Annotated in this window: 12 protein-coding genes; 1 reads left to right on the forward strand and 11 read right to left on the reverse strand. The window is 71.1% G+C overall.

All coding sequences use genetic code 11. From position 1 onward, the window contains the following. Positions 1-144: 144 nt before the first annotated feature. Genes ACZ4VW_RS21815 through ACZ4VW_RS21835 form a run of 5 tightly spaced genes read right to left on the reverse strand, consistent with a single transcriptional unit; the run spans position 145 to position 4,228 of the window. Entirely contained in the window at positions 145-615 is a 471-nt protein-coding gene (locus ACZ4VW_RS21815; RefSeq protein ID WP_467964826.1) for a DUF1877 family protein, read from the reverse strand. 8 nt (positions 616-623) lie between these two features. Continuing rightward, the gene (locus ACZ4VW_RS21820; RefSeq protein WP_467964828.1) at positions 624-1,292 is read right to left on the reverse strand and encodes a response regulator; all 669 of its coding nucleotides are present in this window, start codon (positions 1,290-1,292) and stop codon (positions 624-626) included. After that, the gene (locus tag ACZ4VW_RS21825; RefSeq protein WP_467964830.1) at positions 1,289-2,545 is read right to left on the reverse strand and encodes a sensor histidine kinase; all 1,257 of its coding nucleotides are present in this window, start codon (positions 2,543-2,545) and stop codon (positions 1,289-1,291) included. The genes ACZ4VW_RS21820 and ACZ4VW_RS21825 overlap by 4 nt, the downstream gene beginning before the upstream one ends. A 4-nt stretch (positions 2,546-2,549) precedes the next feature. Next, positions 2,550-3,329 carry an ABC transporter permease gene (locus ACZ4VW_RS21830; protein ID WP_467964832.1) on the reverse strand — a complete coding sequence of 260 codons (780 nt, stop codon included), beginning with the start codon at positions 3,327-3,329 and terminating at the stop codon, positions 2,550-2,552. Next, positions 3,326-4,228, reverse strand: coding sequence for an ATP-binding cassette domain-containing protein (locus ACZ4VW_RS21835; protein ID WP_467964834.1), 903 nt, complete (start codon positions 4,226-4,228; stop codon positions 3,326-3,328). The genes ACZ4VW_RS21830 and ACZ4VW_RS21835 overlap by 4 nt, the downstream gene beginning before the upstream one ends. A 133-nt stretch (positions 4,229-4,361) precedes the next feature. Between ACZ4VW_RS21835 and ACZ4VW_RS21840 the strand changes: the two genes are divergently transcribed. Beyond that, positions 4,362-4,928: a GNAT family N-acetyltransferase gene (locus tag ACZ4VW_RS21840; protein WP_467964836.1), complete on the forward strand. Its 567-nt coding sequence runs from the start codon at positions 4,362-4,364 to the stop codon at positions 4,926-4,928. Positions 4,929-4,999: 71 nt separating this feature from the next. Here the strand turns inward: ACZ4VW_RS21840 and ACZ4VW_RS21845 are convergent, their stop codons facing one another. The 6 genes from ACZ4VW_RS21845 to ACZ4VW_RS21870 all read right to left on the reverse strand — a co-directional run bounded on the left by ACZ4VW_RS21845 (position 5,000) and on the right by ACZ4VW_RS21870 (position 12,083). Continuing rightward, a complete protein-coding gene (locus tag ACZ4VW_RS21845; protein ID WP_467964838.1) occupies positions 5,000-6,502 on the reverse strand; it encodes a type IV secretory system conjugative DNA transfer family protein in 1,503 nt (500 codons plus the stop codon). A 1-nt stretch (position 6,503) separates the two neighbouring features. After that, positions 6,504-7,907: an ATP-binding protein gene (locus tag ACZ4VW_RS21850; protein ID WP_467964840.1), complete on the reverse strand. Its 1,404-nt coding sequence runs from the start codon at positions 7,905-7,907 to the stop codon at positions 6,504-6,506. A gap of 43 nt (positions 7,908-7,950) precedes the next feature. After that, entirely contained in the window at positions 7,951-9,504 is a 1,554-nt protein-coding gene (locus tag ACZ4VW_RS21855) for an SCO6880 family protein (protein WP_467964842.1), read from the reverse strand. After that, positions 9,501-10,841 (reverse strand): hypothetical protein, encoded by a 1,341-nt coding sequence (locus ACZ4VW_RS21860; RefSeq protein WP_467964844.1) that lies wholly within the window; start codon positions 10,839-10,841, stop codon positions 9,501-9,503. Before ACZ4VW_RS21860 ends, ACZ4VW_RS21855 begins: the two co-directional genes overlap by 4 nt. Beyond that, entirely contained in the window at positions 10,831-11,670 is an 840-nt protein-coding gene (locus tag ACZ4VW_RS21865) for a DUF8175 domain-containg protein (protein ID WP_467964846.1), read from the reverse strand. Before ACZ4VW_RS21865 ends, ACZ4VW_RS21860 begins: the two co-directional genes overlap by 11 nt. A gap of 104 nt (positions 11,671-11,774) precedes the next feature. Continuing rightward, positions 11,775-12,083 carry a hypothetical protein gene (locus ACZ4VW_RS21870; protein WP_024757447.1) on the reverse strand — a complete coding sequence of 103 codons (309 nt, stop codon included), beginning with the start codon at positions 12,081-12,083 and terminating at the stop codon, positions 11,775-11,777. Between the last annotated feature and the right edge of the window lie 278 nt (positions 12,084-12,361).

The raw sequence follows: 12,361 nt of genomic DNA on the forward strand, positions 1-12,361 counted from the left end.
GGTACTGCAGGGGGGACCCTGTGGGAGAGTAGGACGCCGCCGAACAATCATTGTGGGAAAGCCCCGCACCTTATGGTGCGGGGCTTTTCTGCGTTCAGAGCACTTCAGCCCCCTTTCGGAGGCTGTCGCCGGCCGGTGCGAGCTCTAGTACCAAAAGGCCTTCACCACGGCGCACCTCGCTCCAGCAGCGCGGGTGTAGAGGGCGCGGAGGGCGGTGTGATGGGCGAGGTAGGTACCCTTCGCCGCGGTCTCCGGGTCGTCCCACAGGGCATACGGGGCAGTGAGGGCCGGTCCCGCCACCTCCCACAGGGCCTCGAAGGAGACGCTCGCGAGAAGGTCCGCGGTCGCGGTCACCTGGGACGGGGTGAGGAGCGCGAACGGGGGCCGGCTTCCGGTCGGATCGTGGACGATGCGGCCGCCGAAGACCGGAAGTTCACGGCTCGGCGAGGCGCCGGCGAGATAGAGGTCGTTGAGGGGGCCGAAGTCCTTCTCGACGGACGCGGCGATGCCCTCCTCGTACTCACGCTCCAGCCTCTCCCAGGCCACGTCCATGAAGTCCGTCAGCCAGGCGTGGTCGTCCCGGATCTCGTGCTCCGCCGTCGCACGGAGATGCATGTGGAAGCTCACGGCCGGCCCGGGGTGACCAGCTGGGCGTCGTACGCCAGGATCACGGCCTGGACGCGGTCCCGGGCGCCCGTCTTCGCCAGGATGCGGCTCACGTGCGTCTTCACCGTGGACTCCGCGAGGTGGAGGCGGCTCGCGATCTCCGTGTTCGTCCAGCCCTGGCCGACCACCGTGAGGATCTCCCGCTCGCGGTCCGTGAGGGCCGACAGGCGGGGGTCCTCACGCGGGGGGCCCGCTGTGGCCGGCAGATGGTGGATGTACGCGTCCAGGAGACGGCGGGTCAGGCTCGGCGCCACCACCGCGTCGCCGCCGGCGACCGCGCGGATGCCCGACAGGAGCTCCTCCGGCTGGGCGTCCTTGACCAGGAAGCCGCTGGCGCCGGCGCGCAGGCCCTCGTACGCGTACTCGTCGAGATCGAAGGTCGTGACGATCAGGACCCGGGTGCGGGCGCCGGTGGCGATGATGCGGCGCGTGGCCTCGATGCCGTCCAGGCCCGGCATCCGGATGTCCATCAGGACGACATCGGGGTGGTGGCGGTCCACGAGGCGGATCGCCTCGGTGCCGTTCGCTGCCTCACCCACGACCGTCATGTCGTCCTGACTCTCCAACAGCATGCGGAAACCGAAGCGTTGCATCGGCTGGTCGTCCGCGATGAGCACCGTCGTCACGAGGGGAATTCCTCCAGGGGGATGCGGAGCCGTACGCGCCAGCCACCGGTCGGCAGCGGACCCGCCTCGAGTGTGCCGTCATAGAGGGCGGCGCGCTCGCGCATGCCTGTAACTCCCTGGCCCGTTCCGACGATGGCGTGGCCCGTGCCGCCCGTGCCGCCCGTGTCGGTCACCGAGAGCGTCACGTCCCGCGGGCCGTAGGAGAGGAGGACGGAGGACTCGGCCTCCGGGCCGGCGTGCTTGAGCGTGTTCGTCAGTGCTTCCTGGGCGACGCGGTAGACCGTCAGCTGCGCTCCCGGCGGGAGGGGTTGGGCCTCGGGTGCGGGCTCTTCGCGGATCGTCAGGTGTACGGGCAGTCCTGCCGTCCGTACACCGGCGATCAGTGCGTCCAGGTCGGCCAGCGTCGGCTGCGGGTCGCGTACGGCCTCACCGCGCAGCAGGCGGCGGAGTTCGGCGAGGGCCTGGCGGCTGGTGGTGCCGATGGCGTCGAGGGCCTGGGCGGCCTGCTCGGGGCTCTTGGCCGCCGCGTACCGTCCGCCGTCCGCGAGGCCGGTGATGACCGAGAGGTTGTGGCCGATGATGTCGTGCATCTCGCGGGCGATCCGGGTGCGTTCGGCGGCCGCCGCCAGCTGGGCCTGCTGGTCCCGCTCGATCTCGAGACGGCGGGCCCGGTCGACGAGAGCGGCCGTGTAGTCCTTGCGGGAGCGGACCGCGATGCCGAGGAGGGCGACCATCGCGTACGCCCACAGGGTCGGGACGACCTGCTGGTCCCAGCTTCCCTGCGGGAAGCGGATCGCCCCGACCACCAAGGGCGGGGTGATCAGGGCGAGCGCCCACCAGAGGGCGCGGAGGGGCAGTCGCAGGGTGATGCCGAAGACGGCGACCGCCTGGAGGAAGCCGGCCTGGAGGAAGGCGCCGGTCCAGTGGCTGACGAGCGAGGCGCACGCCATCACGGCGAGGACGAGCAGGGGCCGGCGGCGGCGCCACAGGAGCGGGACCGAGAACGTCAGGCTCAGGGCGAGGACCAGCCAGACCGGGACGGACGGGTCGCGGGCGATGCTCCGCCAGCCGCCCGCCGCGTCGATCAGGGCGGCGATCGTCCAGAAGGCGGTGAGCAGTCCGTCCCAGACCCAGGGGCGGCGGGTGTCGAAGGCCCGGGCGCGCTGGGTCAGCCGCTGGATGTACCGGCTGAGGGGTTCCGTTTCCGTGCCGGGCCGCTTCTCCGTGATCACCAGCTCATCCTCGTACGGCACGGGCTCAGACGTCTCGGCGCTTCAGCAGGACGGCCGGGACGATCAGGGCGGCCGCCGCCCACAGGCACAGGGCGAGCAGGGCGGCGCCCGGGGAGGCCGCGCCGGGCATCGGGTCGGCGGAACCGAGGGCCCCGGCGGCCTGGGTGGGGAAGTACCTGAGCGCGGTCTCGACCGCGTCGTACGGAAGCATGCCGAGGACCTCGGGGAGGATCAGCACGCCGCCGACGAAGGCCCCGATGGCGCCCGGCACCGAGCGCAGCGCGGCGCCGAGGCCGAGGGCGATGAGGGCGAGCAGGGTGACGCCGGTGGCGTTGCCGGCGATGGCGGCGAGGACGCCGTCGTCGGTGAGGGCGGCCGCCTGGTCGGTGCCGGAGAGGAAGATCTGCGCGGTGAGGAAGGTGGTCAGGGCGGTCATGAAGGAGACCGTGAGGACGACTGCCGTGAAGACCGCGGCCTTCGCCCACAGGATCGGCGTGCGGCGCGGGACGGCGGTCAGCGAGGCTCTGACGAGGCCGGTGGCGTACTCGCCGGCGGTGACCAGGATGCCGAGGACGGCGAGGCAGATTCCGCCGAGCTGGGAGCCGTAGAGGGTGAGGACGACGGTGTCCACGTCGGAGTCGCCGCCGTCGGAGGTGTAGGTGGCGCCCATGAGGATGCCGACGCCGAGGAGGAACGCGACCGAGGTGAGGACGGTGATCCAGGTCGAGCGGACCGTCCACAGCTTGTGCCACTCGGAGCGCAGGACGCGGGGAGCGGTGATCGCGGGGGTGGCGGGGGTGCTCATGCGGCTGCTCCCTGGTATTCGACCGAGTCGCGGGTGAGGTCCATGAACGCCTGTTCCAGGGAGGCGGTCCGAGGGGTGAGTTCGTGCAGGGGGATGCCGTGGTCGGCGGCGGTGCTGCCGATCCGTACGGAGTCCACTCCGGTGATGCGGAGGGTGCCGGGGGACTCCTCGGTGACGCGGGCCTCCGGGAGCAGCGCCCGCAGCCGCGTCGGTTCGGGGGTGACCACCCTGACCGAGGCGCCTCCCGACTCCCGTACGAGGGCCTCGACGGTCGTGTCGGCGAGGAGCCGGCCCTTGCCGATGACGATGAGATGGTCGGCGGTCAGGGCCATCTCGCTCATCAGGTGGGAGGAGACCAGGACCGTACGGCCCTCGGCCGCCAGGGACTTGAGCAGCGTGCGGATCCACAGCACGCCTTCCGGGTCCAGGCCGTTGACGGGCTCGTCGAGGACGACGGCCTGCGGGTCGCCCAGGAGCGCGGCGGCGATGCCGAGGCGCTGGCCCATGCCGAGTGAGAAGCCCTTGACGCGGCGGCGGGCGACCTCGGTCAGACCGGTGAGGCCGAGGACGTGCTCGACGCGGGAGCGCGGGATGCCGTGCGTGTGCGCGAGTGCCATGAGGTGGTGGTGGGCGGAGCGGCCGGGGTGGATCGAACGGGCCTCCAGGAGCGCGCCGACCTGGGTGAGGGGCGCGGGGTGGGCGGCGTAGGCGCGGCCGCCGATGGTGGAGCGGCCGCGGGTCGGGGCGTCGAGGCCGAGGAGCATGCGCAGGGTGGTGGATTTCCCTGCGCCGTTGGGGCCGAGGAAGCCGGTGACCGTGCCGGGGTGGACGGTGAAGCCGAGGTCCTCGACGACGGTCCTGGCGCCGTACCGCTTGGTGAGTCCTTCTGCTCGGATCATGTCCACGACGCTACGGAGCGGGCGGCCGCGGATCGTCCGACCGTGGGTGGCAGCGGGGCGGGGGGACGTAGTACCGCGGTACGACGGGGATATGGGTTTGTGGGGGGTGGCCGGCAGCGGTGAGGATCGGGCCATGGACTATCTGATACGCGCGATTCGCGCCGACGAGTGGGAGCGGGCGCGCGAGATTCGGCTCGCCGCCCTGCGGGACCCGGTGGCGCACCTGGCCTTCCTGGAGACGTACGACGTGGCCGTGACCCGGCCCGACGCGTTCTGGCGGGAGCGGACCGAGGGGGCGGCCGAAGGCGGTACGGGTGCCCGTCAGTTCGTGGCCGAGGCGCCGGACGGGACGTGGGCGGGCACGATCTCGGTGCTGGTGGAGCGGCCGGCGGACGAGGTGCGGTTCGGGGAGCCGGCGAAGATCGACCAGACGCACATGGTGGGGGTGTACGTACGGCCGGAGGCGCGCGGGACCGGGGTGACGGAGGCGCTCTTCCGGGCGGGCGTGGAGTGGTCCTGGTCGCTGCCGGCGCCGGAGATCCAGCGGGTGCGGCTGTACGTGCACGAGGCCAACGCGCGGGCCCGCGCCTTCTACCGGCGGTTCGGTTTCGTGCCGTCGGGGGAGACCGTGCCCATGCCGGGGGACGAGTCGGCGCGTGAGGTGGAGTACGAGATCCGGCGGCCGGTGCTCGGCGCGTAGGGCGGGACCGTGCGCTACTGGAGCCGCCAGGTCTGGAGACGCTAGGTCTGGAGGCGCCGGGTCTGGAGACGCTAGGTCTGGGGGAGCGGCTCGGGCCAGCGGGCGCGGGCTTGTTCCTGGGAGCGGAGCAGGGCCAGGGTCGGCAGGCCCTGGTCCTGGCCGTCGGCCAGGAGCTCCGGGAGCCGGGGAAGGGGAGCCACCGCGGCGACGTCGTCGAGGACGAGCGTCAGTGGTGGGTCGAGGCGACCGTCGGATGACCGTGCGGCCATGCGGCGGCCGCGCTCGACCACGCTTGCGGTGAGGGCGGTGAGCAGAGGCATCGCGCCCGGGTGGGTGCGCGGGTCCTCGATCGGTTCGCCCACCACATAAAGGGTGCCCCCCTCCGCCACGAAAGATTCCAGGGTCAGGGAATCCGTTCGATTCGGTGTGCAGGCGTCCCTGATGTGGATGGAGGAGAGCGCGGAGAGGGTACGGGCCGTCAGTTCCTGGGCGATCTCCCGGCGTTCCGCGTGCGCGGTGAGCGCGGACTCCAGGAGTCCGGCGTGACCGGCGGCGGCCTTGGGGTGGGTGCGGAGGATGCGTACGGGCTCGTGGGCGCCCGCGCCCTGGGCCCAGCGGTGGACCTGCTTGAACGGGCGGCCGTCCAGGGCCGCGGCGTGCAGCCAGCAGCGCAGGAGCGTTTCGGCGGTGTCGGCGACGGCGGCGTCCAGACGGGACGGCGGGCGTACGGGGGCGAGGAGCGCGATCGCCCGTTCCTGGGCCGTGGCGGGGTCCTCGCAGTGGTCGGACGGTGACCAGTGGAGGCGGGCCGGGGTGTCGCAGAGGTGGCCGGGGTCGTAGACGAGGACGGGGCCGAGCTTGCCGCGGGCGTCCTTGGTGTCGGCCCAGACCGTGGGGTCGGAGGTGACGACGAGCGCGGGGCCTTCGGCGTCCTGGACGGCCTGGAGCGCGGCGGGGCGGCGGGTGGCGGGGGCGCCGAAGAGGAGGCCGGGGGCGGTGCGGGGCGCCGGGACGACGGGCTCGGGGGCCTCTGCCTGGGCGGGGGCCGGTTGCGGGGCGGGCTGGGAAACGGGTCGCTGGGCGGGCTGGGCGGGCTGAGGGATGGGGTGCGGGGCCGGCTGGGAGGGCGGGGGCTCCGTGGCGGGCGCGGGTGTCCACTCCGTGGCGGCGGCGCTGGCTGCCATTGGTGTGCCGTAACCCTGCCCGTACCCGTACGCGGCACGCCTGCTCGCCCGTACCGCTCTCCAGCGCGCCAGTGTCCCCACCACGAAGATCGTGAGGACCACCAGCACCATCAGCTCGCCGATGAGCAGTCCCCAGAACAGCCCGTACCCCGGCAGCTCGCCCGCCGGGGTGTCGGGCCAGGCGGCCGGCAGGTCCTGCGGGCTGCCGATCAGGGCGCGTACGGCCATGGGGGTTCTGGCGAAGGTGACCCCGGCCGGCCAGGCGCCCTTGGAGAGGACGGCGGCCAGGCCGGTCGCCGTCCACACGAGCACGGTCAGCCCGAGGACGAAACCGACGAGGCCGACCACCAGTCCGTCGGGGATGCCCCCTTGTCGTTCGTCCTTCCGCACGTCATGCCACCGTCGACTGCGAGGGGTCGTTGAGGTGCTGCTCGATGAGGGCGGCGCGCTGTTCCGTCTCCCATTCCAGTTCGGCGTCGATGGACGGGTCGACGGAGGACTCCGTCATGGCGCGGTCGGTGTAGACGAGCGGCCGTTCCTTCTCGGTGATGAGGTGTTTGACCACTTGGACATTGCCGTTGACGTCCCAGACGGCGATGCCGGGGGTGAGTGTCGGGATGATCTCGACCGCCCAGCGTGGCAGGCCGAGGACGCGTCCGGTGGCGCGGGCCTCGTCGGCTTTCTGGGCATAAATGGTGCGGGTCGAGGCCATCTTGAGGATGGCCGCGGCCTCCCGTGCCGCCGCGCCGTCGACGACGTCCGAGAGGTGGTGCACGACGGCGACGAAGGACAGGCCGAGCCGGCGGCCGAACTTCAGCAGTCGCTGGAACAGCTGGGCCACGAAGGGGCTGTTGATGATGTGCCAGGCCTCCTCGACCAGGAAGATGCGCTTCTTCCGGTCGGGGCGGATCCAGGTGTGCTCCAGCCACACGCCGACGATCGCCATGAGGATGGGCATGGCGATGGAGTTGCGGTCGATGTGGGACAGGTCGAAGACGATGAGCGGCGCGTCGAGGTCGATGCCGACGGTGGTCGGGCCGTCGAACATGCCGCGCAGGTCGCCGTCGACCAGCCGGTCGAGGACGAGTGCGACGTCCAGGCCCCAGGCGCGTACGTCGTCTATGTCGACGTTCATCGCCTCCGCCGACTCCTCCTTGGGGTGACGGAGCTGCTCGACGATGTCGGTGAGGATCGGCTGGCGGTCGGTGATGTGTGTGTTGACGTAGGCGTGGGCGACCTTGAGCGCGAAGCCGGCGCGCTCGTCGAGGCCGTGGCCCATCGCGACCTCGATGATCGTACGGAGCAGGGCGAGCTGCCCGGTCGTGGTGATCGAGGGGTCGAGCGGGTTGAGCCGGATGCCGGCGTCGACGGCGACCATCGGGTCGAGGCGGATGGGAGTTATCCCCAGCTCCTGCGCGATGAGGTTCCATTCGCCGACGCCGTCCTCGCCCTGGGCGTCGAGGACGACGACCTGGCGGTCGCGGAAGCGCAACTGGCGCAGGACGTAGGTCTTCTCCAGCGCGGACTTGCCGTTGCCGGACTCGCCGAGCACGAGCCAGTGGGGGGCCGGGAGCTGCTGGCCGTACAGCTGGAAGGGGTCGTAGATGTAGCCCTTGCCGCTGTAGACCTCGCGGCCGATGATCACGCCGGAGTCGCCGAGGCCGGGGGCGGCCGTCGGGAGGTAGACGGCCTGGGCCTGTCCGGTGGAGGTACGGACGGGGAGCCGGGTCGTCTCCACCTTCCCGAAGAGGAAGGAGGTGAACGCCTCGGTGAGGGCGGAGAGTGGATCTCGCATGTGCACGGGCCCCTTAGCGGCTGGCGTGGCTGGCGGCTAGTGGCTAGCGGCGGATGCCGGTCGCGAACGGCAACGTGTTCACAAAGGCCCGGTGGTGCTCGCGGTCGCACCACTCCAGCTTCAGGTACGACTTGCCGGCGGAGGCCCTGATCGTGCGCTTGTCCCTGGCCAGGGCCTCGGGCGAGCGCGACGAGACGGTGATGTACCCGACGAGGTTGACGCCGGCGGCGCCGCTGGCCAGGTCTTCGCCCCGCTGGTCGAGCCGCCCGTGCGCGGCGATGTCGCGCGGGTCGACGGTGCGGTTCATCTTGGCCTGGCGGGATGCCTCGGCCTCGTCGTTGGTCTTCTCGGTGAGCATCCGCTCGATGGCGACCTCGGTGGGTTCGAGGTCCATGGTCACGGCGACCGTACGGATCACGTCCGGGGTGTGGACGAGGAGCGGGGCGAGGAAGTTGACGCCGACGGGGGTCATCGGCCACTCCTTCACCCAGGCGGTGGCGTGGCACCAGGGGGCGCGGGTGGAGGACTCGCGGGTCTTGGCCTGGAGATAGGTGGGCTCCATGGCGTCGAGTTCGGCCGGCCAAGCGTTTCGTTTCGTCATGGCCTGGATGTGGTCGATGGGGTGGTCCGGGTCGTACATGGAGTGCACGAGGGAGGCGAGGCGGGACTGGCCGAGGGGCTGGCGGACGCGGATGTCGGCCTCGGCGAGACGGGCGCAGATGTCGGTGAGTTCGCGGGCCATGACGACGGCGAGGCCGGCGTCGCGGTCGAGCCTGCGGGCGCCGGAGGTGTGGCGGGCGGCGCGGGCCATGGCGTTGGCCTCGGCGGCGAGTTCGCGGGTGTAGTGCATGCAGGCCACGAGGTAGGCGCGGTGTTGCTCGCTGGAGGTGGAGACCATCGACTGGAGCTGTTCGTACGACTCCTGGAGCCAGGCCGGGGCGTTGGGGTCGCCGCGCTGGCCGACGTCCTTGGCGTGGGCGTCGGGGTCGGCGGGGAGGGTGCGGGCGAGCATCTGGAGGCGGGTGACGAAGCCGTCTCCGTTGGCGACGTGCTTCAGCAGGGTGCCGAAACGGTCCACCAGCGCTTCCTGGTCCTCGCTGTCGCGCAGGCCGACGCCGGGGCCCTCGATCTCGATGGCGGCGGTGACGGTGCGGCGGTCGGCGTGGAGGAGGACGGCGATCTCGTCGGGGCCGAAGGGCGCGGAGAGCCAGTTGATCCGGCCGATGCCGGGCGGTGGGCCGACCTCGACCTCGCGGCCGTCGAGCCGGGTGCCGGCTTCGGCGGCGGTGGACCGGTAGGCGGTGCCGCGCTTGAGGCTCCGCTTGTAGCTGCGGTTGATCTCGAACCACTTGTAGAAGGTGCGGTGCTTGTACGGGACGTACACGGCGGCGAGCGCGAGCATCGGGAAGCCGGTGAGCAGCACGATCCGCAGGGTGAGGACGGGGACGAGGAGTCCGCTCATCATGCCGAGGAACGCACCGGCGATGATCAGGGCGATCTCGCCGGTCTCGCGGTTCTTGCCGACGATCGCGTTCGGCCGGGCGCGGCCGATGAGATACGTACGGCGGGGCGTGACCGGCTGGGACTGGGTCGTCAACGCCCTCCACCTCCTGTGCTTCCTGTGTTCTTGCGGCTGCTGTGCGGGGTGCCTGACGTGGGGCTGCTGCTACGGGGCGGGGGTGCGGCGGAGGGGACAGTTCCGCCGCCGCCCCCGGCCGAGCCCCCGCGGCTGCTGTGGGCGGCGACACCGCCGGCGAGGGGGTTCGCGGGCCGTGCTGCGCCGCCGCTGTTCGGGGACTGGTTCCCGCCGCCGTCGCCGCGGGCGCTGTGGGTCTTGATGCCCTGGGAGACGAGGGAGGCGGGGGAGGAGATGACGGCGGCGGCCGCGTTCTCGCCGGCGCGGTGCAGGCGGTTGTTGCGGGAGGCGACGATCTCGTCGCCGAAGCCGGGGACGAAGCGGTAGATCATGGCGGAGGCGAAGATGGCGAGCAGGATGATCGCGAGGCCGGAGACGACGGCGGAGAACGAGTCGGGCCCGGTTCCGGAGGAGAGTGCTCCGGCGAGGCCGAGGACGATGACGATGACCGGCTTGACGAGGATCACCGCGATCATGATCCCGGCCCAGCGGCGGACGTGGCCCCACATGTTCTTGTCGACGAGCCCGGCGTAGACGACGACGCCGAGGAGGGCGCCGACGTAGAGCAGGACGGCACGCAGGAACAGTTCGAGGTAGAGCACGCCGGCGGCGAGGACACTCACCAGGGACACGATGATCAGCATGATGGGCCCGCCAGCGATGCTGTCGCCCTTCTGGAGGGCTTCCTTGAAGCTGCCGAAGAAGACGTCGGTCTGCTGGCCGGTGCCGGAGGCGATGACCTCGGTGACGGCGTCGGTGGCGTTGACGACGGTGTAGAGGATGAGCGGGGTGAAGGCGGAGGCGAGGACGGTCAGCCAGAGGAAGCCGATGGCCTCGGAGATGGCGGTGGTGAGGGGGACGCCGCGGATGGCGCGCTTGGCGACGGCGAGGAGCCAGAGGAGGAGGGTGAGGAAGGTGGCGGCGGCGAAGACGATGGCGTAGCGGCCGAGGAACTCGAGGTTGGTGAAGTCGACGTCGGCGGACTCTTTGACGGCCTGGGAGAGCTTGTCGACGATGGCGACGGCGGCGTCGGCGCAGCCGCGGGCGAGGGAGGAGAGGGGGTCGAGGGCGGTGGTGGGGTCCTCGAGCCCGGTGCGGCCGGATCCGCTGGATTCGCCGGTGTCGCAGTACTCCCTGGCGGGGCCGCGGATGAGGTCGCACGGGTCGTTGCTCGTGCTCGGGCTGGGAGTCGGCGTCGGGGCCGCGAAGGCACGGCCACCTCCGATCAGTACCAGCGAGCTCTGCACCGCTGCGGCGGCGACAATGGTGAGCGTGCGAGGCGGACGCTTAGCGGGCATAAGTGAATCCCCCGAACTGGTCGACGGCGTCGGCCATCTCCTCTGCGCCTGAGGCCCTCTGATCGCGGCCGACAGGCACCGGTCCGTCCTTCTGGTCGAAGTCCGTCACCTTCCAGTCGCCGTTGACCCACTGCAATTGGTACGTGGTCGTGTACCAACTCTCGGACACGGGGTTCTTGGATCCCTCGCCGGCCATGCCGAACAGGGACGAGAACCAGACCGCGACCGTGGCCCGGTCGTTGCTGTAGCTCTCCATCTTCGAGCCCACGGGGATGACCCGAGAGATGAACGTCATCCCGCTCGGAACCGTGCCGTCCTCCTGCAGGCCGATGCGGGCGAGGAATCCCTTGTCCGAGTAGACCTTGTCCAGGTCGTCGCCCCGTTCGGCGGCAGCTTCCGGCGTGTAGACCGAGTTGATGATCTCGTGGCGGCGGGAGGCCACGAACATGTCCGCGGACCCGAGCGGTACGGAGTAGTTCACGGCCGCGCTTTGGGCGCCCTGTTCGTCGTGGGCGAAGCCCATCGGGATCGTGCCGTTCTTGCCCGTCACCGGGCGGACGCCCGTCGCCGCCGTGGGGGCCTGGGCGCCCGGGGTGGCGGAGGAGGCCGAGGCGTTGTCGCCGGTGGTGTCGCCGGTGCCGCCTCTGTTCGCGAAGGCGATCGCGGCGATCAGCAGGACCACCACGCCCACGACCGTGATGAGCGACCGCGAGGCGCGCGCCGGTGGGCGGCGGGCGCCGCCGTAGACGTCGCCGGTGCCGCCCTCGGGGAGGCGCGTGCGGGTCTGGCCCGAGCCGCCGAAGCCGTCGTTGTCGTCGCCGAGGCTCATGACGGGTACGCCCCCTCAACCGTTCGCGGGTACGACAGAAGCCGTGCTGGTTTCCGCGCGGGCGCGGTGTGCTGACTGGACATCAGGGAACGTGACCTCGGTGGTTAGACGGCCATCCCGTACACGATCGTGAACAGCGTCCCGAGTGATCCGATGATGAAGACTCCGGTCAGACCGGCCACGATCAGGCCCTTGCCCTGCTCGGCGCTGAACGTGTCCCTGAGGGCGGTCGCGCCGATGCGCTGCTTTGCCGCACCCCAGATGGCGATGCCGAGGCAGAGCAGGATGGCCACGGCCATCACGACCTCGATCATCACCTTGGCTTCATTGCCCAGGCTCCCGAAAGGCCCCCAGTTCGGGGCGATTCCACCGATGATGGTGGTGATGTCGCCCTTCTCGGCCGCCAGGTACATGTAACTCACCGCCCCTGTTGGGTAGTTCGTCGCCCTTGCCTCATGGCATGGGTCATCGCCCTATCTTCGCTGATGAAACCGCTCGCGTGTGACGGCTTGACGGCTCTCTTTACCCGATCCCCGCACGCATGACCGATCTGACCGCCTTGACCTGCGGCGGTGTGGCCGGTTTCTCTACGAAGAAGCGTATGGTCACTCTGTGTATCACGGAGGGTGACTCCGGGCAATGACTGTCGTTGTTGCACTCTTGGGGTGGTGGCGGCGCCCTGGTCGGGCCG

Source organism: Streptomyces sp. NPDC029139, assembly GCF_055564335.1.

What these genes read in the sequence shown, in the direction of transcription:
- ACZ4VW_RS21860 (WP_467964844.1), bottom strand. Translation starts at nt 10,841, where the DNA reads ATGCCCGCTAAGCGTCCGCCTCGCACGCTCACCATTGTCGCCGCCGCA.
- ACZ4VW_RS21840 (WP_467964836.1), top strand. Translation starts at nt 4,362, where the DNA reads ATGGACTATCTGATACGCGCGATTCGCGCCGACGAGTGGGAGCGGGCG.
- ACZ4VW_RS21830 (WP_467964832.1), bottom strand. Translation starts at nt 3,329, where the DNA reads ATGAGCACCCCCGCCACCCCCGCGATCACCGCTCCCCGCGTCCTGCGC.
- ACZ4VW_RS21870 (WP_024757447.1), bottom strand. Translation starts at nt 12,083, where the DNA reads ATGTACCTGGCGGCCGAGAAGGGCGACATCACCACCATCATCGGTGGA.
- ACZ4VW_RS21835 (WP_467964834.1), bottom strand. Translation starts at nt 4,228, where the DNA reads ATGATCCGAGCAGAAGGACTCACCAAGCGGTACGGCGCCAGGACCGTC.
- ACZ4VW_RS21850 (WP_467964840.1), bottom strand. Translation starts at nt 7,907, where the DNA reads ATGCGAGATCCACTCTCCGCCCTCACCGAGGCGTTCACCTCCTTCCTC.
- ACZ4VW_RS21865 (WP_467964846.1), bottom strand. Translation starts at nt 11,670, where the DNA reads ATGAGCCTCGGCGACGACAACGACGGCTTCGGCGGCTCGGGCCAGACC.
- ACZ4VW_RS21815 (WP_467964826.1), bottom strand. Translation starts at nt 615, where the DNA reads ATGCATCTCCGTGCGACGGCGGAGCACGAGATCCGGGACGACCACGCC.